The 22,698-nt window shown below is 68.2% G+C and carries 19 protein-coding genes and 1 pseudogene; 4 read left to right on the top strand and 16 right to left on the bottom strand.

Annotation, left to right across the window (positions count from 1 at the left end):
* Positions 1 to 60 precede the first annotated feature (60 nt).
* The 3 genes from ACFPAH_RS22440 to ACFPAH_RS22430 are packed head-to-tail and all read right to left on the bottom strand — an operon-like array spanning position 61 to position 2,701.
* Positions 61 to 231: a DUF2474 family protein gene (locus tag ACFPAH_RS22440; protein ID WP_379749774.1), complete on the bottom strand. Its 171-nt coding sequence runs from the start codon at positions 229 to 231 to the stop codon at positions 61 to 63.
* Positions 231 to 1,238 (bottom strand): cytochrome d ubiquinol oxidase subunit II, encoded by a 1,008-nt coding sequence (gene cydB, locus ACFPAH_RS22435; RefSeq protein ID WP_379749772.1) that lies wholly within the window; start codon positions 1,236 to 1,238, stop codon positions 231 to 233. Before cydB ends, ACFPAH_RS22440 begins: the two co-directional genes overlap by 1 nt.
* A gap of 2 nt (positions 1,239 to 1,240) precedes the next feature.
* Positions 1,241 to 2,701 (bottom strand): cytochrome ubiquinol oxidase subunit I, encoded by a 1,461-nt coding sequence (locus ACFPAH_RS22430; RefSeq protein WP_379749770.1) that lies wholly within the window; start codon positions 2,699 to 2,701, stop codon positions 1,241 to 1,243.
* A 215-nt stretch (positions 2,702 to 2,916) separates the two neighbouring features.
* On the opposite strand from ACFPAH_RS22430, the gene fnr reads away from it, so the two are divergent.
* Positions 2,917 to 3,684: a fumarate/nitrate reduction transcriptional regulator Fnr gene (fnr, locus tag ACFPAH_RS22425; protein WP_379749768.1), complete on the top strand. Its 768-nt coding sequence runs from the start codon at positions 2,917 to 2,919 to the stop codon at positions 3,682 to 3,684.
* Between the two features lie 234 nt (positions 3,685 to 3,918).
* Here the strand turns inward: fnr and ACFPAH_RS22420 are convergent, their stop codons facing one another.
* From ACFPAH_RS22420 to ccoN, 7 genes are all read right to left on the bottom strand, one after another.
* Positions 3,919 to 5,760, bottom strand: coding sequence for a DUF885 domain-containing protein (locus ACFPAH_RS22420; RefSeq protein WP_379749766.1), 1,842 nt, complete (start codon positions 5,758 to 5,760; stop codon positions 3,919 to 3,921).
* A 106-nt stretch (positions 5,761 to 5,866) separates the two neighbouring features.
* On the bottom strand, positions 5,867 to 6,397 hold the full coding sequence (locus ACFPAH_RS22415) for a FixH family protein (RefSeq protein WP_379749764.1): 531 nt from the start codon (positions 6,395 to 6,397) through the stop codon (positions 5,867 to 5,869).
* Between the two features lie 18 nt (positions 6,398 to 6,415).
* A complete protein-coding gene (gene ccoG / locus ACFPAH_RS22410; RefSeq protein WP_379749762.1) occupies positions 6,416 to 7,816 on the bottom strand; it encodes a cytochrome c oxidase accessory protein CcoG in 1,401 nt (466 codons plus the stop codon).
* The gene (gene ccoP / locus ACFPAH_RS22405) at positions 7,813 to 8,751 is read right to left on the bottom strand and encodes a cytochrome-c oxidase, cbb3-type subunit III (RefSeq protein WP_379749760.1); all 939 of its coding nucleotides are present in this window, start codon (positions 8,749 to 8,751) and stop codon (positions 7,813 to 7,815) included. The genes ccoG and ccoP overlap by 4 nt, the downstream gene beginning before the upstream one ends.
* Positions 8,744 to 8,920, bottom strand: coding sequence for a cbb3-type cytochrome oxidase subunit 3 (locus tag ACFPAH_RS22400; protein ID WP_379749757.1), 177 nt, complete (start codon positions 8,918 to 8,920; stop codon positions 8,744 to 8,746). The genes ccoP and ACFPAH_RS22400 overlap by 8 nt, the downstream gene beginning before the upstream one ends.
* A gap of 1 nt (position 8,921) precedes the next feature.
* A complete protein-coding gene (ccoO, locus tag ACFPAH_RS22395) occupies positions 8,922 to 9,539 on the bottom strand; it encodes a cytochrome-c oxidase, cbb3-type subunit II (RefSeq protein WP_379749755.1) in 618 nt (205 codons plus the stop codon).
* Positions 9,540 to 9,567: 28 nt separating this feature from the next.
* Positions 9,568 to 11,043 carry a cytochrome-c oxidase, cbb3-type subunit I gene (ccoN, locus tag ACFPAH_RS22390; protein ID WP_379749753.1) on the bottom strand — a complete coding sequence of 492 codons (1,476 nt, stop codon included), beginning with the start codon at positions 11,041 to 11,043 and terminating at the stop codon, positions 9,568 to 9,570.
* A 240-nt stretch (positions 11,044 to 11,283) separates the two neighbouring features.
* On the opposite strand from ccoN, the gene ACFPAH_RS22385 reads away from it, so the two are divergent.
* Positions 11,284 to 11,682 carry a TraR/DksA family transcriptional regulator gene (locus tag ACFPAH_RS22385; protein WP_379749751.1) on the top strand — a complete coding sequence of 133 codons (399 nt, stop codon included), beginning with the start codon at positions 11,284 to 11,286 and terminating at the stop codon, positions 11,680 to 11,682.
* A 24-nt stretch (positions 11,683 to 11,706) separates the two neighbouring features.
* Here ACFPAH_RS22385 and ACFPAH_RS22380 read toward each other — a convergent pair whose 3' ends face one another.
* The 6 genes from ACFPAH_RS22380 to ACFPAH_RS22355 form a co-directional block, all read right to left on the bottom strand.
* Positions 11,707 to 13,149 carry an alpha/beta hydrolase gene (locus tag ACFPAH_RS22380; protein ID WP_379749749.1) on the bottom strand — a complete coding sequence of 481 codons (1,443 nt, stop codon included), beginning with the start codon at positions 13,147 to 13,149 and terminating at the stop codon, positions 11,707 to 11,709.
* 105 nt (positions 13,150 to 13,254) lie between these two features.
* Positions 13,255 to 13,407, bottom strand: coding sequence for a cbb3-type cytochrome oxidase assembly protein CcoS (gene ccoS, locus ACFPAH_RS22375; RefSeq protein ID WP_379749747.1), 153 nt, complete (start codon positions 13,405 to 13,407; stop codon positions 13,255 to 13,257).
* A gap of 14 nt (positions 13,408 to 13,421) precedes the next feature.
* Positions 13,422 to 15,818: a heavy metal translocating P-type ATPase gene (locus ACFPAH_RS22370; protein ID WP_379749745.1), complete on the bottom strand. Its 2,397-nt coding sequence runs from the start codon at positions 15,816 to 15,818 to the stop codon at positions 13,422 to 13,424.
* Positions 15,815 to 16,573 (bottom strand): sulfite exporter TauE/SafE family protein, encoded by a 759-nt coding sequence (locus ACFPAH_RS22365; protein WP_379749743.1) that lies wholly within the window; start codon positions 16,571 to 16,573, stop codon positions 15,815 to 15,817. Before ACFPAH_RS22365 ends, ACFPAH_RS22370 begins: the two co-directional genes overlap by 4 nt.
* Before the next feature lie 2 nt (positions 16,574 to 16,575).
* Entirely contained in the window at positions 16,576 to 18,054 is a 1,479-nt protein-coding gene (gene hemN / locus ACFPAH_RS22360; protein ID WP_379749741.1) for an oxygen-independent coproporphyrinogen III oxidase, read from the bottom strand.
* Positions 18,055 to 18,146: 92 nt separating this feature from the next.
* Positions 18,147 to 19,748, bottom strand: coding sequence for a methyl-accepting chemotaxis protein (locus ACFPAH_RS22355; RefSeq protein WP_379749739.1), 1,602 nt, complete (start codon positions 19,746 to 19,748; stop codon positions 18,147 to 18,149).
* A 404-nt stretch (positions 19,749 to 20,152) separates the two neighbouring features.
* Here ACFPAH_RS22355 and ACFPAH_RS22350 point away from each other — a divergent pair, with 404 nt between their 5' ends.
* Together ACFPAH_RS22350 and ACFPAH_RS22345 are read left to right on the top strand one after the other, a co-directional pair.
* A complete protein-coding gene (locus tag ACFPAH_RS22350) occupies positions 20,153 to 21,484 on the top strand; it encodes a sigma-54 dependent transcriptional regulator (RefSeq protein WP_379749737.1) in 1,332 nt (443 codons plus the stop codon).
* A gap of 484 nt (positions 21,485 to 21,968) precedes the next feature.
* Positions 21,969 to 22,698, top strand: a pseudogene (locus tag ACFPAH_RS22345) (hypothetical protein); the annotation flags it as partial.

Here is a 22,698-nt window from a genome sequence, read left to right as displayed (position 1 = left end):
GCGCCACCCCGCGCGCCTGAATGTCTCCCGGGTCGCGCTCCATTCGCGAAAACAGGGCGTTTACCGCATCCCGGTTGCGTGCATGATCGCCCGGATCAGGGTGGCCACCAGCCACAGCGCGGCCACGCCGGCTGCCCACAGCGCCGCCATCCAGCCCAGCCGGCGCAGCCAGAGGGCGCGGCGGCCTGCTGGCCGCTCGGGCTGGGCTCCCGGTTGCGGTCCCTCGCCCATCAGTGATACCCGGCGTCGGCCTTGACCTTGCCGCGGAAGACCCAGTACGACCAGATCGTGTACATGAGGATGATCGGCAGGATGAAGAGCGTGCCGACCAGCGCGAAACCCTGGCTGCTCGGCGGCGAGGATGCCTCCCAGATGGTGATCGCGGGCGGCACGATATGCGGCCAGATGCTGATCGCCATCCCGGAATAGCCGAGGAAGATGAGGGCCAGCGCGGAGATGAAGGGCAAGCGGTGGGGGTCGCGCTTGAGCGAAAGCAGCAGGACCGCGATGGCCAGCAGCACCAGCACCGGCACCGGGAGCAGGAACACGATGTTCGGGAAGGTGAACCAGCGCGCGGCGACCAGCGGATCGCGCAGCGGCGTCCAGATGCTGACCACCACGATGGCGCCCAGCAGCAGCAGCGCCAGCGGGCGCGCGACCTGCACCATGCGAAAGTGCAGGTCCCCTTCCGTCTTCATGATCAGCCAGGTGCTGCCGAGCAGCGTATAGGCGATCATCACGCCGACGCCGGCCAGCAGCGGGAACGGCGCGACCCAGTCGAGCGGGCCGCCGGCATAGCGCAGCCCGGATACCGCAATGCCGTCGAGGAAGGCGCCGAGCGAGACACCCTGGAAGAAGCTGGCCGCCACCGAGCCGCCGATGAAGGCCTTGTCCCACATGTGACGCCCGCTTTCCTTGGCCTTGAAGCGGAATTCGAAGGCGACCCCGCGAAACACGAGGCCGATGAGCATGAAGATCAGCGGCAGGTAGAGCCCGGACAGGATGATCGCATAGGCCACCGGGAAGGCCGCCAGCAAGCCCTCCCCGCCCAGCACCAGCCAGGTTTCGTTGCCGTCCCAGACCGGGGCGACGGTATTCATCATGGTGTCGCGGTCGCGTTTTTCCTTGGCAAACGGAAACAACATGCCGATGCCGAGGTCGAAACCGTCGAGCAGCACGTACATGAACACGGCAAAGTAGATGATCAGCGCCCAGATGAGCGAGGTGTCGATGCCCATGCTCAGTCTCCCCTGGTGTCGAGTTGCATGCCGGGCGCGCCGTCGTCGTCGTTGCCGACGTCGGCGGCGGACATCGGACGGCTCGGCGTGCGCTCTTCCCCCGGCCCGCCCTCGGTGGCCCGGTGCAGCTCGAAGGCCTGCGGCCCCTTGCGCATCATGCGCAGCACATAGGCGGTGCCGGCGCCGAACACGAACATGTAGGCGACGACGAACAGGCCGAGCGTGAGCGCGAGCGTGCCGGCGTCGTGCGGCGAGGCGGCTTGGCTGGTGCGCATGACCCCGTACACGACCCAGGGCTGGCGCCCGACTTCGGTCGTGACCCAGCCGGCGAGGATGGCCACCAGCCCGGCCGGTCCCATCCACATGGCAGCACGCAGGAAGGCGGTCGAAGTGAACAGGCGCCCGCGCCGCCGCAGCAGCAGGCTCCAGGCGCCGAGCGCGATCATCAAGAGCCCCAGGCCGACCATCAGGCGGAAGCTCCAGAACACGATCAGCGAATTGGGCCGGTCCTCGGGCGCGAACTCCTTGAGGCCCGGAATCTGGCCGGACCAGCTATGGGTGAGGATCAGGCTGCCCAGCCTGGGGATGCCGACCGCGTAGCGGGTCTGCTCGGCGGCCATGTCGGGAATGCCGAACAGCAGCAGCGGCACGGCCTTGCCGGGCTCGTTCTGCCAGTGCCCTTCCATCGCCGCCAGTTTGGCCGGCTGGTGTTCGAGCGTGTTGAGGCCGTGGAAGTCGCCGATCACGGCCTGGATCGGCGCCACGATCAGGATCATCCACATCGCCATCGACAGCATCTTGCGCACCGCCGGGTTGTCGCGCGCCTTTTCTTTCCTGTGAAGAAGTTGCCAGGCCCCGGTGGCGCCGACGATGAGCGCCGTCGTGAGATAGGCGGCCACCACCATGTGCATCAGCCGGAACGGGAACGACGGATTGAAGACGATCGCCAGCCAGTCGGCCGGCACCATGCGCCCGCCCTCGATGGCATAGCCGCGCGGGGTCTGCATCCAGCTGTTGGCGGCCAGGATCCAGGTGGCGGAAATCAGTGTGCCGACCGCGACCATGCAGGTGGCGAGGAAATGCAGGCCGGGGCCGACCCGGGTCCAGCCGAACAGCATGACGCCGAGGAAGCCCGCTTCCAGGAAGAAGGCGGTCAGCACCTCGTAGGCCAGCACCGGGCCCATGATCGAGCCGGCGAACTCGGACATGGCGCTCCAGTTGGTGCCGATCTGGTAAGCCATCACGATGCCCGACACCACGCCCATGCCGAACATGACGGCGAAGATCTTGAGCCAGAAATGGTAGAGGTCGACGTAGACCGGGCGTTTCGTGCGCAGCCAGGACAGCTCGAGCACGGCCAGGTAACTTGCCAGGCCGATGGTGACCGCCGGGAACAGGATGTGGAAGGACATCGTGAACGCAAACTGGATGCGGGCCAGGTCCAGGGCCGATAAGCCGAACATGAGCACCTCCGGGGATGAGCTCTCCAGAATCTAGCATGGTCCATCGCGCGCACAGTTGGCAGCCTGGCTGTCGTTGGCAACAATACACTGAAGCCCGCACGGCCGTTGCGTCCGTACATCGCTTGCCGCTGCGCGGACAGCCATGTCCGGAAAAAACGCCGGGTTGGCGAGGTGGGCGGTCTATAATCGGGCTGACCCCGCTTTTTTCTCTCCAGATGAACCAAGGCATTCCACTTCCTGCGACGGCGCCGATCAGCCTCGGCGCCATCAAGGCCAGCTGCAGCGCCTGCAGCATGCACCAGCTGTGCCTGCCGATGGGGCTGGACGACGCCGACATCACCCGGCTCGACCAGATCATCGGCCGCCGCCGCCGTCTCGCGCGCGACGAGCGCCTGTACGCCATGGACGAGCCCTTCCGCAGCCTGTACGCGGTGCGCTACGGCCATTTCAAGACCTACCAGGTGAATGCGGCCGGCGAGCAGCAGATCACGGGTTTCCAGATGGCCGGCGAATTGCTCGGCATGGACGCCATCAGCGGCGACCGCCATCACTGCGACGCGGTGGCGCTGGAAGACAGTGAAGTGTGCGAAATCCCGTTCGCGCGCCTGGAAGACCTGTTCGGCCAGGTGCCGGCGCTGCTGCGCCACTTCCACCGCATCATGAGCCAGGAAATCACGCGCGAGCAGAACGTCATGCTACTGCTTGGCAACATGCGCGCCGAGCAGCGTTTTGCGGTGTTCCTGGTGAACCTGTCGGCCCGCTACGCGGCGCGCGGTTATTCCTCGACCAGCTTCGGCCTGCGCATGTCGCGCGAGGACATCGGCAACTACCTCGGCCTGACCATCGAGAGCGTCAGCCGCTTGTTGTCGCGCTTCAAGAAACAAGGCTGGATCGAGGTCGACAAGCGCGAAGTGCGGCTGCTCGACCCGGTCAAGCTCAAGGCGATCGCGGCCGGCACGGACCAGTGTAGCCCGATGTCGTAGGGTGGGCGGCTCCACCCGGCCATAAATGCCCACGCGGCGTGTGCGCCGCCCACGCGTTCAACGCACGGGCGATCATTCGTGGCAGATCACGGGGTGGTTGAACGCGTGGGGTGACGCGGGCTAAATGCCCGCGGAACGCGAAGCAGGCGCAATGGCCGCGTATGCGCGTCGTGAAGGGTGGAGCCGCCCGGTGAACACGTAGTCGAGGCCACCGGCCTCGACCACCCCTACGCATTACGCCTTCGCCTTTTCCTTCGCGATCCAGCCGTCCACCAGCTGGCCCAGCACGTCGAGCGGCACCGAGCCGGCGCCGAGCACCATGTCGTGGAAGCCCGGGAGCGAGAATTTCGCACCGAGTTCCGCCTTGGCCTTGTCGCGCAGCTCGAGGATGCGCAGCATGCCGATCATGTAGGCGGTGGCCTGGCCCGGCCAGGCGACGTAGCGGTCCACTTCCTGGACGTTGATGCCGTAGTCGACCGCTTGCTGGCGGGTCCAGCCCTTCATGTGCAGGCCGGTGTCGACCACCAGGCGGCGTGCGCGGAACAGTTCCGAACCGAGCGCGCCCAGCAGGCCCGGGACGTCGCCTTCGTACCAACCCTGCTCCACGGCAAGGCGCTCGGTGTACAGCGCCCAGCCTTCGCTGTGGGCGCTGCCGCCGCTGAAGATGCGCTGGCTGCGGTATTTCGGGATGCCGGTCAGTTCCTGCTGGATCGCCAGCTGGAAGTGGTGGCCCGGCACCGCCTCGTGGTAGGACAGGCTGCGCATGCGGATCATGTCGAAGGTCGGGCCGCGCATCGGCACCCAGAACACGCCCGGGCGGCTGCCGTCCGGCGCCGGCAGGGAATAGTGGGCGGCGGCCGAGGCTTCGGTCAGCGGCGGCTCGCGCAGCACGACGACCGGGGCGCGCGGCTTCATGTTGAACAGGGGCGCGCTGCGCCGCTCGGCGTCCTTCACCATCTCGACGTAGCTCGCCAGGATCGCCGGGCGCGGGTCCCCTTCGCCTTTCGGCTGGAAGGTGGCGTCGAGCGCCTTCATGCGCGCTTCGATGCTGCCCTCCTTGAAGCCGAGCGAGCGCAGGTGCTTGTCCATCTCGGCTTCGATGCGCGCCACTTCGCGCAGGCCGATCGCGTGGATCTCCTCGGCGCCGAGCGTGGTGCTGGTGTAGTTGGCGAGCGCGCGCGCATACGCCTTGGCGCCGTCGGGCAGGCGCGAGATGCCGGCCGTGTCGTCGGTCTTCGGATGCAGATCCTTCATGAAGGCCTGGACCCGGGTGTAGGCCGGACGGATCTTGTCCTCGACGATTTTCGTCGCGCGCGCGATCGCCGCGGTCCGCGCTTCGGGCGTCAAGTCCTTCAGCCCGGCCGTGCGCTGCTCGAGCGAGGTCACCAGCACGTTCTGCGGCGCGGCCGGCTTGAGGAAGGTATCGACCTGGAACTGGGCGCGCTCGAGGATGAAGCGCGGCGGGATCAGCTTGCGCGCCGCGGCCGAGCGGCCGCGCGCCAGCGCTTCGTCCATCCGTGCGGCGACCTGGTCCAGGCGCGCCAGGTAGCTGTCGACATCCGAGGCGCGGCGCATCGGGTGGGTCTGGGTCATGAAGTTGACCAGGCCGACCTGCACGCCGCTGAACTGCGAGAACACGAAGTTATGGTCTTCGAAGGGCTCGTTGGCGACCGTGTTCGACAGCGACCAGCGCATCACCAGGGCCGAAACGCGCTGGGTCTCGCTCAGGGGACCGGACAGGAACTTGTCCAGGCGCGCCAGGCCCTGCTTCGCCATGTCGATTGCCTGCTTGCGCTGGGCCGGCGTCTGCGGCGTCAGCTCGCGGTCGAGGCGGTCCTGCTCGGCGCCGCTGAAGTACTGGGTGGCGGTGGCGTACTGCGGATTGCGGCGCACCCAGTCGTTGGCGAACTTGTCGGCCCAGGCATCGAAGGCGGCGTTCGGCTTGACAGCTGGAGCGGCAGCAGCGGCGACAGGCGCGGCCACCGCCGTCGACGGCAGCAGCGCGCCGGCCAGCGCGAACGGGACGAACAGGGAAGCGATGGCGACGCGCAGGGAGCGCTTGGAGGTAGCAGGCATGGTGTCTCTTCTAGTTAGTAGTCCGGCAAATTGCCGCGCTGGAAATCTAACATGGAAGAGTGGCGAGGAACAGTCTTTACAGGGCGCGCGCAGCGCCCTGCCCTGCCTACAGCGGCGCGTCGGCGACGATCTCCAGCCCCGTGGCCGAGGCCGGACTCCAGCCGCGCGCCAGCCGCCATTCGCGTCCCGCCCCCTCGATCACGACCTGCCAGTGGGTCATCTCGAGTCCCGGCACGGCAAGCGCGACGCTGCCGTCGGCGCCGGGCTGCGCCTCGAGTACCAGGTCTTTCGCGGGCTGGGTCGGATGGGCCAGCATGATCCGGAACGGCATGCGCATCGGGCGCCCGAAACTCTGGAGCCGCCCTGCCAGCACGCCGGTGGCCGCATCGTAGCGGCCGTGGAAAGCCATCCGCATGCCGGTGGCCACGCGGTCGCGCCGCAGGTCCTGGTTGATCGCCTTGCCCTGCTTGTAATAGTCGTCGACGACCACCGCATCGGGCTGGCGCAGCGCCAGGCCGACGGTGACGGCAGTGGCCAGCATCACGGCCGCCGGCCCGAGCATGATGAACCAGGGCCAGCGGTGCCGGTACCAGGGCTGGACCGGCGGCTGCGGGAAAACGGGTGAGGTGGATTGCATGTTCGGCTCCTGCTGTTCTTAACGCGGCACGATGAAGGCCGCCTCCTCGCGCACCGCGACCGCCGGGTCGTCGAGCGCGGTGATGGTAAATTCGATCCGGTGCGAGCCGGACTGGCCGCCGGCGTCGGCGCGCACGCGCACCGGCACCGCGCGCCCGCTCGCGCCGTCGACCTCGACCACGTCGGCGTCGGCAATCGCCGCGCCCGCCAGCCCGCTCACGCCGAGGCGGTAGCTGCGCGCCTGCTCGCTGGTGTTCATCAGCTGGAGCCGGTACACGTTCTCGATGCGGCCGTCCTCGACTTCGCGCCCCATCGAGCCGCGGTCGCGGATCACGTCGACCTTGAGCGGCACCCGCAGCGCCAGCGAGGCCGTCATCGCCGCCATCAACAGCAGCAGCACGGCGCCGTAGCCCAGCACGCGCGGACGCAGCAGGCGGCGCCCGACCTCGGCGCTGCTCCAGCCCTTGGCCAGCGCATTCTCGGTGGCGTAGCGGATCAGGCCCTTGGGCTTGCTCACCTTCTCCATCACGCCGTTGCAGGCGTCGACGCAGGCGGCGCAGCCGATGCATTCGTATTGCAGGCCCTGGCGGATGTCGATCCCGGTCGGGCAGACCTGCACGCACAGGGTGCAATCGATGCAGTCGCCGGCCTTCGGCGCGGCCACGCCGTTGACGACCGGCGGGCGGCCGCTGGGCGAGCGCGGCTCGCCTCGGGCGCGGTCGTAGGTCACGATCAGCGTGTCCTTGTCGAACATCGCGCTCTGGAAGCGCGCGTACGGGCACATGTACTTGCAGACCTGCTCGCGCATCCAGCCGGCATTGCCATAGGTGGCGAAACCGTAGAACAGCACCCAGAACGCTTCCCACGGGCCGAGGTTCCAGCTGGCCGCCTCGGCCATGAGCGAACGCACCGGCGTGAAATAGCCGACGAAGGTAAAGCCCGTCCACAGCGCGACGGCCAGCCAGGCCGCGTGCTTGGCGCCCTTCTTCCAGATCTTCTCCGCGTTCCAGGGCTGGCGGTCGAGGCGGATGCGGGCGCTGCGCGCGCCTTCGATCCGCCGCTCGATCCACAGGAACAGTTCGGTGTAGACCGTCTGCGGGCAGGCAAAGCCGCACCAGACCCGCCCGGCCACCGCGGTGACCAGGAACAGCCCATACGCGCAGATGATCAGGAGCCCGGCAAGATAAATGAAGTCCTGCGGCCACAGCACCAGGCCGAACAGGTGGAACTTGCGCGTACCGAGGTCGAACAGCACGGCCTGGCGGTCGTTGAAGCCGATCCACGGCAGGCCGTAGAACAGCAGCTGGGTCAGCCAGACGCAGGCCCAGCGCAGCGTCGCATAGCGGCCCTTCGCCTCGCGCGGATAGATCTCCTCGCGCGCCGCGTACATCTTGATGACCGCTTCCTTAGGGGCATTCATTTTGCCGCTACCTTGGTATGGTCGACCGGATTCGACAGGCTCCAGACATAGGCGGCCAGCACGTGCACCTTGGCGTCGCCGAGGAACTCGCCGAAGGCCGGCATGGTGTTGGTGCGGCCCTTGCGGATGGTCTCCATGATGGTCTCGGCGCTGCCGCCGTAGAGCCAGGTCTTGTCGGCCAGGTTGGGCGCGCCCAGCGCCTGGTTGCCGGTGCCGCCGGCGCCATGGCAGGCCACGCAGGCGGCGAACTTGGGCTTGCCGAACACGACCTTGATCGGATCGGCGGTCACGCCCGACAGGCTGCGCACGTAATGCGCGACCGCCTCGACGTCCTTGTCCGAGCCCAGCGCGGCGCCCATCGGCGGCATCATGCCGATGCGGCCGGCCATGATGGTGGCCTTGATCGTGTCGGGCTCGCCGCCGTGCAGCCAGTCCTTGTCGGTCAGGTTCGGATAGCCCTTGTTGCCGCGCGCATCCGACCCGTGGCACTGGGCGCAGTAGTTCATGAACATGCGCTCGCCGATGGCGCGCGCCTGCGGGTCGGCGGCGACCGCCTTGATGTCCTGGCCGGCGTAGCGTGCGAACAGCGGGCCGAAGTCCTGTTCGGCCTTTTTCAGCTCGGCCTGGTAGGCGCCGCTCGAATTCCATCCCAGCTTGCCGGCATAGGTGCCCAGGCCGGGGTACAGCGCCAGGTAGGCGACGCCGAACAGGATCGTCAGGTAGAACAGGCCCATCCACCAGCGCGGCATCGGCGTGTTCAGTTCGGTCAGGTCCTCGTCCCAGACGTGGCCCGTGGTTTTCTGCGGCTGGCCGTCGGCGCCGAGCTTGACCCGGTGCTTGGACTGCGACCACAGCAGGATGGCGCAACCGGCGATCGACAGCACCGTAATGACGACGATGTACCAGTCCCAGAAGCCGCTGGTGAAATCAGCCATGCTCGCGCTCCTCATCTGAAAATTCGTCGGCAAATGGCAACTTGGCGGCGCTGTCGAAATCGGCGCTCCGGCGCAGCAGGAAGGTCCAGAGCAGGATGCCCATGAAGGTGGCGAACGACAGCACGGTCATCACGCTGCTGGCGCGGTCAAAGATAAGTTCGATGGACATGTCAGTTCCTCTTCTTGATTTGCGTACCCAGGCCTTGCAGGTAGGCGATCAGCGCATCCTGCTCGGTCTTGCCTTCCAGTTCGGCCGGCGCGTTCTTGACTTCCTCGTCGGTATAAGGCACCGACAGCAGTTGCATGGCGCGCATCTTCGGCACGATCTCGGACGGCGTGAGCTTGTTCTTGGCCAGCCACGGATAGCCCGGCATGTTCGACTCCGGCACCAGGTCGCGCGGGTTGTCGAGGTGGCTGCGGTGCCATTCGTCGCTGTAGCGCCCGCCCACGCGGGCCAGGTCGGGCCCGGTGCGCTTGCTGCCCCACTGGAACGGGTGGTCGTAGACGAATTCGCCGGCGACCGAGTAGTGGCCGTAGCGCTCGGTCTCGGCGCGCAGCGGCCGGATCATCTGCGAGTGGCAGTTGTAGCAGCCCTCGCGGATATAGATGTCGCGGCCGGCCAGGCGCAGCGGCGAGTACGGCTTCAGGCCGGCGACCGGTTCGGTGGTCGACTTCTGGAAGAACAGCGGCACGATCTCGACCAGGCCGCCAAAGGAGATCACGAGCAGCACCAGGCCGATCAGCAGCCAGGGGTTCTTCTCGATCCATTCATGGGTAAAGTTTTTCATTGGTTCGGACTTTCGCTACTCTCAACAATCAGGCGTGCGTCGGCACACGGGTTTCCACGGCGCAGGCTTCGTCATGCGCAGGCTGCGGATGGCGCGGCTGCGGGATCGGGGCGTCGACATTGACCGTGCCGGCCAGCGTCTTCCAGGTGTTGTAGGCCATCAGGAGCATGCCCGACAGGTACAGCAGCCCGCCCGAGAAGCGGATCACGTAGTACGGATAGGTGGCCTTGACGCTCTCGGCGAAGGTATAGGTGAGCGTGCCGTCGGCATTCACCGCGCGCCACATCAGGCCCTGCATCACGCCGGCGATCCACATCGAGGCGATGTACAGGACGATGCCGATGGTGGCGACCCAGAAGTGGGCTTCGACCAGTTGCAGGCTCCACATCTTCTTCTTGCCGGCCAGGCGCGGGATCAGGTAGTAGATCGACCCCATGGTGATGAAGCCGACCCAGCCCAGGGCGCCGGCGTGCACGTGGGCGACGGTCCAGTCGGTGTAGTGCGACAGCGAGTTGATGGTCTTGATCGACATCATCGGGCCCTCGAAGGTGGCCATGCCGTAGAAAGACAGCGAGACGATCAGGAACTTCAGGATCGGATCCGAGCGCAGCTTGTGCCAGGCGCCCGAGAGCGTCATCACGCCGTTGATCATGCCGCCCCAGCTTGGCGCCAGCAGGATCAGCGAGAACACCATGCCCAGCGACTGGGTCCAGTCGGGCAGCGCGGTGTAGTGCAGGTGGTGCGGGCCGGCCCACATGTAGGTGAAGATCAGCGCCCAGAAGTGGACGATCGACAGGCGATAGGAATACACCGGGCGCTCGGCCTGCTTCGGGATGAAGTAATAGACCATGCCCAGGTAGCCGGCGGTGAGGATGAAGCCGACCGCATTATGGCCGTACCACCACTGGATCATGGCGTCCTGGACGCCGGCATACACCGAGTAGGACTTGAACATCGAGACCGGCACCACCGCGCCGTTGACGACGTGCAGCACCGCGACGGCGATGATGTAGCCGCCGAAGAACCAGTTGGCGACGTAGATGTGCTGGACCTTGCGCTTGATGATGGTGCCGAAGAAGACCACCGCGTAGGCGACCCAGACGACCGTGATCAGCAGTGCGATCGGCCATTCGAGTTCCGCGTATTCCTTCCCGCGCGTAAAACCCATCGGCAGCGTGACGGCGGCCGCCACCAGCACCGCCTGCCAGCCCCAGAAGGTGAAGCTGGCGAGCTTGTCGGAGAACAGGCGCACCTGGCAGGTACGCTGGACCACGTAATACGAGGTGGCGAACAGGCCGCAGATGCCGAAGGCGAAAATGACCGCATTCGTGTGCAGCGGACGCAGGCGCCCGTAGGACAGCCATGCGATGTCGAAGTTGAGCGCGGGCCATGCAAGCTGGGCCGCGATGAAGACGCCGGCGGCCATGCCGATGACGCCCCAGACGACCGTGGCAATGGCAAACTGGCGCACGATCTTGTAGTTATAGTTTAGACTGCTTTCCACCTTACTCTCCTAGAAGGATTCCCTTAATTGACAGCAGGAGAGTAGTTTTCTGAGCCTTAAAAATCTTTGATGTGAATCAAAATGTTCAGTTTCACCGAGGACACATAGCGAAGGCTTGACGGCGCCTTGCGCCCGGCCTCGATCGGCATGTCACGTAACGGTCTGAATAGCATCAAGGGTTGTCGAGCAGCCCGCCGCTCCGGCACGGGCTTTTTCAATGGACTTCACAGGAAAAATCTGATGCCGCCTATCTCGCAATCCCTGCACGACGAAGTAGCCCAGCGCCTACAGCAAAGCCGCGAAGCGACGCTCGCCACCATCCGCGCCCGCACCGCCTCCGACGATGGCGAGCCGCCCCAGATCGCGCCGTCGGCGCACATGGAAACGGGCGACGACTCGCCCGAAGCCGAGGCCACCGCGCACGACGAACACCGCTTCGCCGACCACGAAACCGCCCTCCTGCACGAGATCGACGCCGCCCTCGGCCGGCTCGAGTCGGGCGGCTACGGCATCTGCGTCTCCTGCGGCTGCGACATCCCGGAACAACGCCTGCTGGCCACCCCCACCGTGCAGACCTGCATCGCCTGCCAGGAACGCATCGAACAGGAAAACGGCGGCGGGCGCGGGCCGACGATGTAAATAGTCGCCGGGTGCCGCCTGCGCTCAGCGGCTGGACGCCGCCTGCACGCAGCCGGCGCCGCCCGGCTGTCCGAGCACGAAGCGCCTCACCTCGGCATGGGCGCAGGCGCGGTCCGCCCACAGCACGTAGTGCCCGGTCCGCTTGGCCGTGTACAGCCTTACCGGACCGGCCTTGCGCAGCGCGGCGATGTGGCGCAGGGCCGCGTCATACGGCGTCTTGGCGTCGCGGTCGCCGTGCAGCACGAGCGTCGGCGGCAGGCGCTCCGGCAAGCGCGCGAACAGCGCGTCGCGCCCGTAGGTCGGGATCGGCGAACCGACCAGGTAGCCGGGCAGGCTGCTGGCGAACAGCAGGCCGGCCTCCTCTTCCGCGACTTGCGCTGCGCTGCGGCCGGGCCGCAAGGTGTTTTCCGACGCGCTGATGAGCATGACCAGCGGGATCGACGACGGCGATTGCGGGAAGGAGCCGAGACTGGCCATGTCGCGTTCGGCGCCGGCCAGCACCGCCTTCGCCCAATCGGGCTTGCCGGCATCGATGTCCTTGATCAGGGTGGGAAGCTCGCGCGCCGCGCTGGGCAGGTCGAGGATCGTGCCGAGGAACTGCTTCAGGTTCCCGCCGGGCACCGCGGCCAGCAATTGCGGCTCCTGCGCCGCGCGCAGGAGCGCCCTGCGATAGACCTGTTCGGCCGGTTCGCCCAGGCGCGCGCTGCAGCGCGGATCGGCATCGCAGTCGGCCAGCCGCTGGCGGCCGACGGCATCCGCCACCAGTGAACGGCGGCTGAGGTCTGCCTTGTCGTCGTCCTGCAGCGACACCAGCGAATCGAGGATGACGCCGTCGATGTCGCGCGCCCCGAGCGCCAGCGTGCGCAACACCAGCTGGGTGCCGTAGGAGACGCCATACACATAGGTCTTGCCCTTGCCGCGCCGGCGCTCCAGCAGGTGCTTCAGGTCGTGCGCCGCATTCGTCTGCGAGAACCGGCGCGTGCGCGCCGGATCGGCATTCAGCTGGGCGAAACAGCTGTTCCACTCCGCGCCAGCCAGGGCGGCGCCGGCTGCCGAACCGGCGGCTTCCTCGGCCGGACACATGCGGGTCGAGAAGCCGGTGCCGCGGTGGTCGGGGATGACCAGGTCGAAGCCCGGCAAGGCCGCGCGCAGCGCCGGCACCAGCGTGTAGAAGTTCGCGCCCGACTCGCCCGGTCCGCCCGCGATCAGCCAGATCCGTCCGCGCGGCTTGCCCACTGCCGGGAAGCTGCGCACGAACAGCGAGACGCTGCCGGCATCGCCGCCCTGGCCGGCGGCGCCGGAAGGATCGGCCGGCACCGCCTCGACCGCGCACACGCTGCCGGCCAGCGCCGCGTCGCTGGCGGCATCGAGGCAAGGCTTGAATCCGGCGGCCTGGGCGGTGCAGGCCAGGCCAAGGGCGCCGAGCGACAGCAGCGCCCCGGCAAGGGCACGGTTCGACATCTTCATTAGAGGTCTGTCCTTGTCAAAAAGGCCAGCCTAGCCCGGAAGCAACTAATTGTCGAGAAATAACAAATACCGGACGCCATTTCATGCACCGTGCATGGCCCGCGCTCAATCCGGGGTGCTGTCGTCGTCGCGCAGGACGCGCAGTGCCGGACCTTCGAGGTCTTCGAACTGGCCGCTGTCGGCGGCGCCGAAGAAGATCCAGAGGGCGAGCGCCACCAGCACCAGGCTCAGCGGAATCAACAGGTACAGGGCTTCCATTTCTACTTTCTACCTTACTTTCTCAGCCTCAGCGCATTGAGCACGACGACGGCGGAACTGGCCGCCATCCCGATCGAGGACAGCCAGGGGTTGAGCAGGCCGGCCGCGGCCGCCGGGATCGCCAGCAGGTTGTAGGCGCTGGCCCAGGCCAGGTTCTGGCGGATCACGCGCAGGCTGCGGCGCGCGGTCTCGGCGGTGTCGAGCAGGGGCGCCAGGCTGTCGCCGAGCAGCACGCCGTCGGCATGCAGTTGCGCCAGCGGCGCGCCGCTGCCCATGGCGAAGGAGACATCGGCGCCGCGCAGCACGGCGGCGTCGTTGCTGCCGTCGCCGACCATCGCCACCACCGAGCCGCCGGCCTGCAGGCGCCGTACGAAGTCGAGCTTGTCTGCCGGCAGCTGGCCGCCGGCGGCGGTGCGGATGCCGACCCGCGCCGCCAGCGCGGCGGTGGCCTGCGGGCTGTCGCCGCTGAGCAGGACCACGGTCTTGCCGGCCGCTTCCAGCCGGCGCACCACCTCGCCCGCCTCCGGCCGCAGCGCGTCGGCGATGTCGAAGCACGCCAGCCAGTTGCCGGCGCAGCCCAGCCAGACGATGCTGGCCTCGTTGCTAGCCTCGTGCGCGCCGTCCTCCAGCGGCGCCGGGCCGGCGACCTGGGCGACGAAGCAGGCGCTCCCCAGGCGGTAGCGCACGCCGTCGACGCTGCCCTCGATGCCGCGCCCGAGCACATACGACACGTCTTCGGCGCAGGCCGCCGGCGGCGCGGCGGCGCGCAGGGCTTGCGCCAGCGGGTGGGCGTTGCCCGCTTCCAGCCCGGCCGCGATGCGCAGCGCCCAGGCCGCGTCAGGCGCGCCGTGGACCCGGGTCGCCACCAGGCGCGGCCGGCCCAGGGTCAGGGTGCCGGTCTTGTCGAACACGACGTGGGTGGCGCGCTCGAAGGTTTCGAGCGTGTGCGGACTGACGGCCAGCACGCCGCGCCGCAGCAGGCTGTCGGTGGCCGCCGCCAGCGCCGTCGGCGTCGCCAGCGACAGGGCGCAGGGACAGGTCACGACCAGCACCGCGATCGCCGCCGGCCAGGCGCGCGCCGGATCGGCGAGCTGCCAGCCGACGAAGACGACCACCGTGAGCACGAGCAGCGCGGCGACCGACCAGGCCGCGACACGGTCGGCCCAGAGCGCGATCGCCGGCTTGCCCTGCCCGGCCTTGCCGGCCAGGCGCACCAGCAGCGCCAGCGTGCTGTCGCGCGCCGCGGCCGTGACCCGCAGCACGACCGGCTGCGCCACGTTGACCGCGCCTCCCGGCAGCGTGTCGCCGGGCCCCATGCGCTTGGTGCGGCTCTCGCCGGTCAGGAGCGCAAGATCGACCTCGGTCTCGCCCTCGACGATGGCGCCGTCGGCCGGTGTCGCCTGGCCGGGCGCGACCAGCACCAGGTCGCCCGGGCGCAGCGCGGCCGCCAGCACCAGTTCCGGGGTGCGCTCCGGCCAGCGCGGCAGGCGCTGGGCCGAGGCAGGCAAGCCGTCCTGCAGCGCCTCCAGGGCGCCGGCGGCGCGGCGGCGCGCGTCCAGTTCCAGGTAGCGGCTGGCCAGCAGCAGGAACACGAACATGGTCACCGAATCGAAATACAGGTCGGTGCCGCCGTGCAGCAGCGCCGCGGTGCTGCCGATGAAGGCGGCGCCGATGCCCAGCGCCACCGGCACGTCCATGCCCGGCAGGCCGCGGCGCAGGTCGCGCCAGGCTCCGGCGAAGAAGGGCCGGGCCGAGTACAGCACGGCCGGCAGGGTCAGCAGCATCGAGGCCCAGCCCATCAGCGCCGTCATGTCGGCGTCCATGGTGCCGTCGTCGGCCAGGTACACCGGCACCGCATACATCATCACCTGCATCATCGACAGGCCGGCCACGAACAGCTGGCGAAACAGCGTGCGGCGTTCGCGTGCGAGCTGCTCGCCATGGCGCTTGGCATCATACGGATAACCGGTATAACCGATCGCGTGCAGCGCGCGCAGGATGGCGCTCACCGTGCACTGCCGCGGGTCCCAGGTCACCTGCAGGCGGCGCGCCGTGACGTTCAGGCTCGCTTCGCGCACGCCCGGCACGGCCGCGATGCGGCGCTCGATCAGCCAGACGCAGGCGGCGCAGCGGATGCCCTCCACCGTAAAACTGCCCTCGCCCGGATTGCCGTCGGCATCGAACAGGGCCAGCTCGGGCGCATCGAATGCCTCGACGCGGGTGCCGAAACCGGTGCGGGTGGCGTAATAGTCGTCGCAGCCGGCGTCGACGATCGCCTGGGCGGCGGCCGCGCAGCCGGGGCAGCACATGTCCTGTTCGATACCCTGGATGCGCGCATGCCAGCGCGGCCCCTCGGGCAGAGGCAGGCCGCAGTGATAGCACCCGACCAGTTCGCGGGCGATGGCGTTCAAGGGTGCGCTCCCGGGGCGATGCAGAGCGCGCCCAGCCAGCTGGCCGGCAGGCCGCCGGCCGCGCGCGCCATGCCCAGCAGGCCGAAACCGAGCACCAGCGCGCCGCAGGCCAGGCGCACCGCCCGCAGGCCGAGCCAGCCGCGCAGGCGCGCGCCGGCCAGGCCGAGGGCCATCATCATCGGCAGCGTGCCCAGGCCGAAGGCGGCCATCACGGCGGCACCCGAGGCGGCAGAGCCGCTCAGCATGGCGGTGACGAGCACGCTGTAGACCATGGCGCAGGGCAGCCAGCCCCACAGGGCGCCTGCGACCAGCATGCGGCCCGGCGTATCCGGCGGGCCGACCCGGCGCAGCGCGGGTGAGATCCGGCGCCACACGGCCTGCCCGGCCTGCTCGACGCGGGCGATGCCGCGCCAGGCGTCCATCAGGTAGAGGCCGAGCGCGACCAGCATCCCGTTCGCCAGCCAGTACGCGCCGGCCTGCAGGCTCGGGAGCGCCGCCAGCGAGATCGCGCCGCCGGCGAGGCCCCCCGCGAGGGCGCCGGCCGCCGCATAGCTGGCGATGCGGCCGGTATTGTAGGCAAGCGTGCGCGCGAGCGGCTGGTTTGACGCCACCGGGCGCAGCGCGATCACGGTGGCGCCGGCACGCATGCGCGGCGGCGCCAGCGACAGCGCGCCGACGATGCCGCCGCACATGCCGGCGCAGTGGACGCTGCCCAGCAGGCCGACCACGAACACGGGAAACAGGTGGACATCCATCGTCAGAGCGTGCGCGAGTAGCGGGGCACGGCCGGCTGCGGGGCCGATTGCAGGGGCGCCGGCACGCCCAGGTAGCGGTCGAACACCATGCAGACGTTACGGATCAGCATGCGCCCGCGCATGGTCACCGACAGCCATTCGCCGTCGAGGGTGAGCAGCCCGTCCGCTTCGAGCTTGCGCAGCACCGCCAGTTCGGGCGCGAAGTAGCTGGCGAACTCGATCGGGAAAGCCTGTTCGATGGACGGGATCGACAGCTCGAACTGGCACATCAGTTTCTGGATGATCGAGCGCCGCAGCAGGTCGTCGAGGCCGAGCGCCACCCCACGCACGATCGGCAGTTCGTTGTTGTCGAGCGCTTCGTAATAGGCGTCGAGGGTCTTCGCGTTCTGGCTGTAGGTCGCGCCCACGGCGCTGATGGCGGAGACGCCGCAGGACACCAGGTCGCTGTCGGCATGGGTCGAATAGCCCTGGAAGTTGCGGTGCAGGCGCCCCTGGCGCTGGGCCACGGCGAGGTCGTCGCCGGGCTTGGCGAAGTGGTCCATGCCGATGTAGACGTAGCCGGCGCCGGTCAGGCGCTCGATGCACAGGGCCAGCATGGCAAGCTTTTCTTCGCTGTCGGGCATGTCGGCGTCGAGGATGCGCCGCTGCGGCTTGAACAGGTGCGGCAGGTGGGCGTAATGGTAGATCGAGATGCGGTCGGGGCTGGCGTCGATCACCTTGTCCAGGGTGGCGCCCATCGTCGCCAGGCTCTGCTTGGGCAACCCGTAGATCAGGTCGATGCTGACCGAGCGGAAGCCGGCCTCGCGCGCCGCCGCGATGATGGCGCGCGTTTCAAGCTCCGGCTGCACGCGGTTGACCGCCTTTTGCACTTCCGGATCGAAGTCCTGCACGCCGAGGCTGATGCGGTTGAAACCCTGGCGGCGCAGCCTGTGCACGCGCTCGCTTGATACGGTGCGCGGGTCGACCTCGATCGAATACTCGCCTGCCTCGTCGGGAGCGAAGCTGAAGTTGCGGCGCAGGTGGGCCATCAGCTCGTCCATCTGCTCGTCGCTCAGATAGGTCGGGGTGCCGCCGCCGAAGTGCAGCTGTTCGACTTCGTTGAGGCCGGCGAACAGCGCGCCCTGCATCGCGATTTCGCGCTTGAGGTAGCCGAGATAGGTGGCCGCCTTCTCGCGGTTCTTGGTGACGATCTTGTTGCAGGCACAGTAGTAGCAGACCGTGTCACAGAACGGAATGTGCAGGTAGAGCGAGAGCGGGCGCGCGGCGCCGCGGGTGCGTACCGACGCGACGGCATGCAGGTAGTCGCGGTAGCCGAAGCGCTCGTTGAAACGGTCGGCAGTCGGGTAGGAGGTGTAGCGCGGCCCGTTCTTGCCGAGGCGCTTGATCAGTTCGGCGTCGAAATCGACGCTGTTGGTGAACGAGGCCGGCAGCGCGCGGCTAGGGGAAAAGGAAACGGGAAGCGAAACTGCGTGAGGATGCATCTGGAACTCCGGCTGCCTGCCGGGCCGCGGAATGCGGCCCGGCTTGATGAGAGGAGTCTATTGATGCAGGGGTGCAAAATCTTTGATTTGAATCAAAAACGGCGGAGCTGGGCTGGTGCGCGGGCGGGCGTCGATGCGGCCGCCTGCTGGCTGCCGAACTTGAACACGGCCAGGGCCTGGGCCAGGTGGACCGCCTGCTCGGCCACGCTGTTCGAGGCCGCGGCCGATTCCTCGACCAGGGCTGCGTTCTGGCGCGTGATGGCGTCGAGTTCGGACATGGCCGCATTCAACTGGGCGATGCCGCTGCCCTGCTCGCGGCTGGCCAGCGTGATGTCGTGCATGATCGCGGCCGCGCCCTGCACCGAGCCGACCACCTGCTGCATGGTCTGGCCCGCTTCGCCGACGAGCAGGTCGCCGGCGCCGACCTGGCGCACCGATTCCTCGATCAGGCCCTTGATTTCCTTGGCGGCGCTGGCCGAACGCTGGGCCAGGCTGCGCACTTCGCCGGCGACGACGGCAAAGCCGCGGCCCTGCTCGCCCGCGCGCGCCGCCTCGACGGCGGCGTTCAGCGCCAGGATATTGGTCTGGAAGGCGATCCCGTCGATCAGGCCGATGATGTCGACGATGCGCGTGGCCGAGGCGCTGATCTGCCCCATGGTGGTGCCGACGCTGTCGACCGCCTGCCCGCCGCGCCCGGCCACACTGGCCGCCGCACCGACCAGCTCGTCGGCACGCACGGCGCCGGCCGTGTTCTGCTCGGCCGCCGCGGCGATCTGGACCAGGCTGGCCGCGGTCTGCTCGAGGCTGGCCGCCTGCGATTCGGTGCGCCCGGCCAGGTCGAGGTTGCCGGCGGCGATGTCGCGCGTGGCCTCTTCGATCGCGCGCACATTGCTGCGCACGTCGCCGACGATGGCCTGCAGGTTGATGTTGAGCTGGCGCACCGCGCGCAGCAGCTGGGCGAATTCGTCCGTGCCTTGCGCTTCCGCCACGTGCGACAGGTCGCCGCCGGCCAGCGAATAGACAGCCTCGGTCGCGGTGCGCAGCGGCGCCAGGATGGCGTGGCGCAGGCTGGCCCAGATCGCCAGGGTGGCCAGCACGCCGAGGCCGGCGAGGACACGCCACAGCATGCCGTCGGCGGCGACGCCGAGCGCGCCCAGCAGCAGCGCCTGCATCCCCATCGCCAGGCCCAGGCGGCGCCCGAGCGGCAGGCTGCGCAGGCCGTCCAGGCGCGCCCGCAGGCCGGTGCGCACGGCACGCCCGCCGCGGATCGCCAGCGCGCCCTGCTCGCCCGCCCGGAATTTGCGATACAGCTCGCTGGCCGCCTCGACCTGCTCACGGGTCGGCGCGGTGCGCACCGACATGTAGCCGATTACGCGTCCGTCTTCCTTGACCGGCACCACGTTGGCGACGACCCAGTAAAAGTCGCCGTTCTTGCGGCGGTTCTTGACCATGCCGGTCCAGGGATCGCCCGCCTGCAGCGTGCGCCACAGGTCGGCAAAGGCTTCCGGCGGCATGTCCGGATGGCGGACGATGTTGTGCGCCTTGCCCAGCAATTCGTCCTCGTTAAAACCGCTGACCTCGATGAAGGCCGGGTTGACATAGGTGATGCGACCCTTGGTGTCGGTCTTCGAGACGATCGACTGCCCTTCCTGCATCCGGTATTCGATACCGGTGACCGGCAAATTACTACGCACTGCGCTCTCCTGTGTTGCTTTACGGCAAGTATAAACGCTGATTGTACGTGAGCCCTGGCTAAACAAACTTTGATCTACATCAAAGACGCAGGCTTGACTGTTCAGAACCGGCCGTATGTGCTCACCTCGCCCCGGCTGGGCAGGTGCTGCCATTGCAATATGGTTAAGCTGATCCAGCCGCTCGCCGGCCTGGCACGACACGCGCCGACCTCTGGGGCATGCACTAGTACGCTCCTCCGGTCAAGTGGCGCGCATTGTCGAGTTGGTAACGCCCCACGGCAGGCCCGAGCGCCGCTCTACGACAGGAAATATGCAGTATGCTTAACCTTTAGTTACTATCTTCGTGGATGGGGCCGGCCGGCAGGGAGCTCGCCCGCAGCCGCGCAACCCGACCGGGAGTACGGATGGTTCCGAAACGTTTGCTCTGCATTGCACCCGACAACAGCGGCCCGGTCGAGCTCCTGCGCGAGGCCATGCCCGAATGGCAGATCCACGCCGTGCGCGGCCTCGAGGAGGCGCGCCTGGCCTTGCGCCAGCAGGTTTACCTGGTCGGATTGCTGGTGCACGCGATCGGGGCGCGTTCCCACCACGAGCTAGACCGTTTCCTGCGCCAGCACGGCGAGGTGCAGTGGGTGGGCGTGTTCGGCAGCGAGGCGCTGGCGATCCCCGCCTGGCGCGACCTGGTCGGCGACTACCTGTGCGATTACCACACGCCACCGCTCGACGTCCGGCGCCTGGTCCATACGCTCGGCCACCTCCATGGACACGCGCTGCTGCGGCAGCCGCGCCCGCGGCCCGGGCCGGCAGCCGCGGCATCCTCGGCCCTGATCGGCAGCTGCGAGGTCATGCGGCGCCTGCGCAGCCAGGTCGAGCGCGTCGCCAAAGTCGATGCCCCGGTGCTGATCTGGGGCGAAAGCGGCAGCGGCAAGGAGCTCACGGCCCAGGCGATCCACCGCCAGTCGCTGCGCGCGGCCGGACCGATGGTGCCGATCAACTGCGGCGCGATCGCCCCCAACCTGATCCATTCCGAGCTCTTCGGCTACGAGCGGGGCGCGTTCACCGGCGCAGGGCGCGACAAGGCCGGGCTGATCGAGTCCGCCAACGGCGGCACCCTCTTCCTCGACGAGATCGGCGACCTGCCGAAAGACCTCCAGGCCAACCTGCTGCGCTTCCTGCAGGACAAGACCATCACCCGGCTCGGCTCGACGCGGGCGATTCCGGTGGACGTGCGCGTGATTTCGGCCTCGCACGTTAACCTGCAGCAGGCCGTCGCCCGCGGTCATTTTCGCGAAGACCTGTATTACCGGCTATCCGTGCTGCCGGTAACGGTGCCCGCCCTGCGCGAACGGCGCGAAGACCTGGTCGAGCTGGCCGAGTACTTTTTCCAGCTGCATGCCGCCGACAAGTCGCCGCGCCTGAAGGGGTTCAGCAGCCGGGCGCTGGCCGCGATCGCAGCGCACGGCTGGCCGGGCAATGTACGGGAACTGATCAACCGGGTGCGGCGCGCGCTGGTCATGGCCGACGGCAAGTGGATCGAGCCCGACGACCTCGACCTGGTCATGCCCTCGCCCCCGATCGAAGCCGTGCTCGACGATGCGCGCTGCAGCTCGGAACGGCTGGCGATCCGCACCTGCCTCGACCGCAGCGGCCAGAACGTCAGCCGCGCCGCCCGCGACCTCGGGGTCTCGCGCACGACGATGTACCGCCTGCTGGCCAAGCACGGCATGCGGCCCTGAGCCGCTGCCCGGCGCCCCGATTGCCTCCTCCCGTTCGCGTCGCCCAGTTCGGGCCCGGCGCGAGGTTTCCTGAATCGATGACTCACCCCGGCACTGGACGCCGGAACGCGGCCAGGCGCATCCAGCTCAGCCACACAATGTCCACCATCGGAGCGGGCCCCGCGCTTTTGTCGGATCGGGCCGACACGGGGCCGGCGCTAGCGCCCTGCGTCCGGATGGGCTGCGCTTCGAACGGCCGAGCGCCGAAGTGTCCGCGTCCGGCCGCGTCCGCCGGTACAGGTTTGTACCACTTCCGGTACAGATCGGATTCGTTCAGTTCCCTGCACCAACGGTTAACCGGAGCCTGGGCACGTTCAAGAAGATTTGTACTTATTTTTCAATGATTTGAGCACTTCCGTACGCAGCTGGCATTCGTCTTGCATTAAGTCGTTCAACTGGTGCTGCTACCAGTTGCAACTTAACCACACACCCGAGGGGATTTTTAATGAACAAGACCTTGCTCGTTACGGCGCTGTCGCTCGCTTTCGGCCTCAATGCCCAGGCACAAACGACGGAACCATCCACCGACTCCTCCACCACCGTGACCCAGAGCGGGTCCGGCGCCAACGCCAACGGCGGCAACGCCAGCATGGACGACAACTCGACCCGTACCGACGACAACTCGAACCGGAACAACGACTCGAGTACCCGTTCGAACATGAACAACGATTCGTCGACGCGCGACAACTCGAACCAGAACAACGATTCGTCGAGCCGCGACAACTCGGGCCAGAACCGCAGCAGCGGTGCGGCGACGGCCAGCGAGATGGGCGCGGCGGCCGCCAACAACGGCGGCACCGCGACCTCGAACTTCGCCAATTCGTTCAATACCTCGACCGCCACCGCGACCAGCACGCTCACCGGCACCGTCACCGGCAACACGATCCACAACATTGGCAACGTCGCCAACAACATGGGCAATGCCAGCGGCGGCGGCGCGACCGGCGGCAACGGCGCCAACGGCATGGGCGGCAATGCCCGCGGCGACGGCGGCAGCGGCGCGTCCGGCTCCGGCGGCGAGGCCGCATCCGGGTCGACCGGCGGCAGCGCGACCAGCGGCAGTGCCAGCACCGGCAACGCGATTCCCGGCCTGGCCAGCGGCGGCAGCGGCGGCACCGGCGGCACCGGCACGGGCGCGACCAGCGGCTCGGGCGCAGCGGGCGGCGCCGGCGGCG

Source organism: Massilia sp. GCM10023247 (assembly GCF_042653325.1).
Taxonomy (GTDB): domain Bacteria; phylum Pseudomonadota; class Gammaproteobacteria; order Burkholderiales; family Burkholderiaceae_D; genus Telluria.
This window is presented reverse-complemented; position numbering and strand designations above follow the sequence as displayed.

What these genes read in the sequence shown, in the direction of transcription:
- ccoO (WP_379749755.1), bottom strand. Translation starts at nt 9,539, where the DNA reads ATGAAAAACTTTACCCATGAATGGATCGAGAAGAACCCCTGGCTGCTG.
- ccoP (WP_379749760.1), bottom strand. Translation starts at nt 8,751, where the DNA reads ATGGCTGATTTCACCAGCGGCTTCTGGGACTGGTACATCGTCGTCATT.
- ACFPAH_RS22380 (WP_379749749.1), bottom strand. Translation starts at nt 13,149, where the DNA reads ATGAAGATGTCGAACCGTGCCCTTGCCGGGGCGCTGCTGTCGCTCGGC.
- ACFPAH_RS22420 (WP_379749766.1), bottom strand. Translation starts at nt 5,760, where the DNA reads ATGCCTGCTACCTCCAAGCGCTCCCTGCGCGTCGCCATCGCTTCCCTG.
- cydB (WP_379749772.1), bottom strand. Translation starts at nt 1,238, where the DNA reads ATGGGCATCGACACCTCGCTCATCTGGGCGCTGATCATCTACTTTGCC.
- fnr (WP_379749768.1), top strand. Translation starts at nt 2,917, where the DNA reads ATGAACCAAGGCATTCCACTTCCTGCGACGGCGCCGATCAGCCTCGGC.
- ccoS (WP_379749747.1), bottom strand. Translation starts at nt 13,407, where the DNA reads ATGGAAGCCCTGTACCTGTTGATTCCGCTGAGCCTGGTGCTGGTGGCG.
- ACFPAH_RS22385 (WP_379749751.1), top strand. Translation starts at nt 11,284, where the DNA reads ATGCCGCCTATCTCGCAATCCCTGCACGACGAAGTAGCCCAGCGCCTA.
- ACFPAH_RS22350 (WP_379749737.1), top strand. Translation starts at nt 20,153, where the DNA reads ATGGTTCCGAAACGTTTGCTCTGCATTGCACCCGACAACAGCGGCCCG.
- ACFPAH_RS22430 (WP_379749770.1), bottom strand. Translation starts at nt 2,701, where the DNA reads ATGTTCGGCTTATCGGCCCTGGACCTGGCCCGCATCCAGTTTGCGTTC.
- hemN (WP_379749741.1), bottom strand. Translation starts at nt 18,054, where the DNA reads ATGCATCCTCACGCAGTTTCGCTTCCCGTTTCCTTTTCCCCTAGCCGC.
- ccoG (WP_379749762.1), bottom strand. Translation starts at nt 7,816, where the DNA reads ATGAATGCCCCTAAGGAAGCGGTCATCAAGATGTACGCGGCGCGCGAG.
- ACFPAH_RS22440 (WP_379749774.1), bottom strand. Translation starts at nt 231, where the DNA reads ATGGGCGAGGGACCGCAACCGGGAGCCCAGCCCGAGCGGCCAGCAGGC.
- ACFPAH_RS22415 (WP_379749764.1), bottom strand. Translation starts at nt 6,397, where the DNA reads ATGCAATCCACCTCACCCGTTTTCCCGCAGCCGCCGGTCCAGCCCTGG.
- ACFPAH_RS22365 (WP_379749743.1), bottom strand. Translation starts at nt 16,573, where the DNA reads ATGGATGTCCACCTGTTTCCCGTGTTCGTGGTCGGCCTGCTGGGCAGC.
- ACFPAH_RS22400 (WP_379749757.1), bottom strand. Translation starts at nt 8,920, where the DNA reads ATGTCCATCGAACTTATCTTTGACCGCGCCAGCAGCGTGATGACCGTG.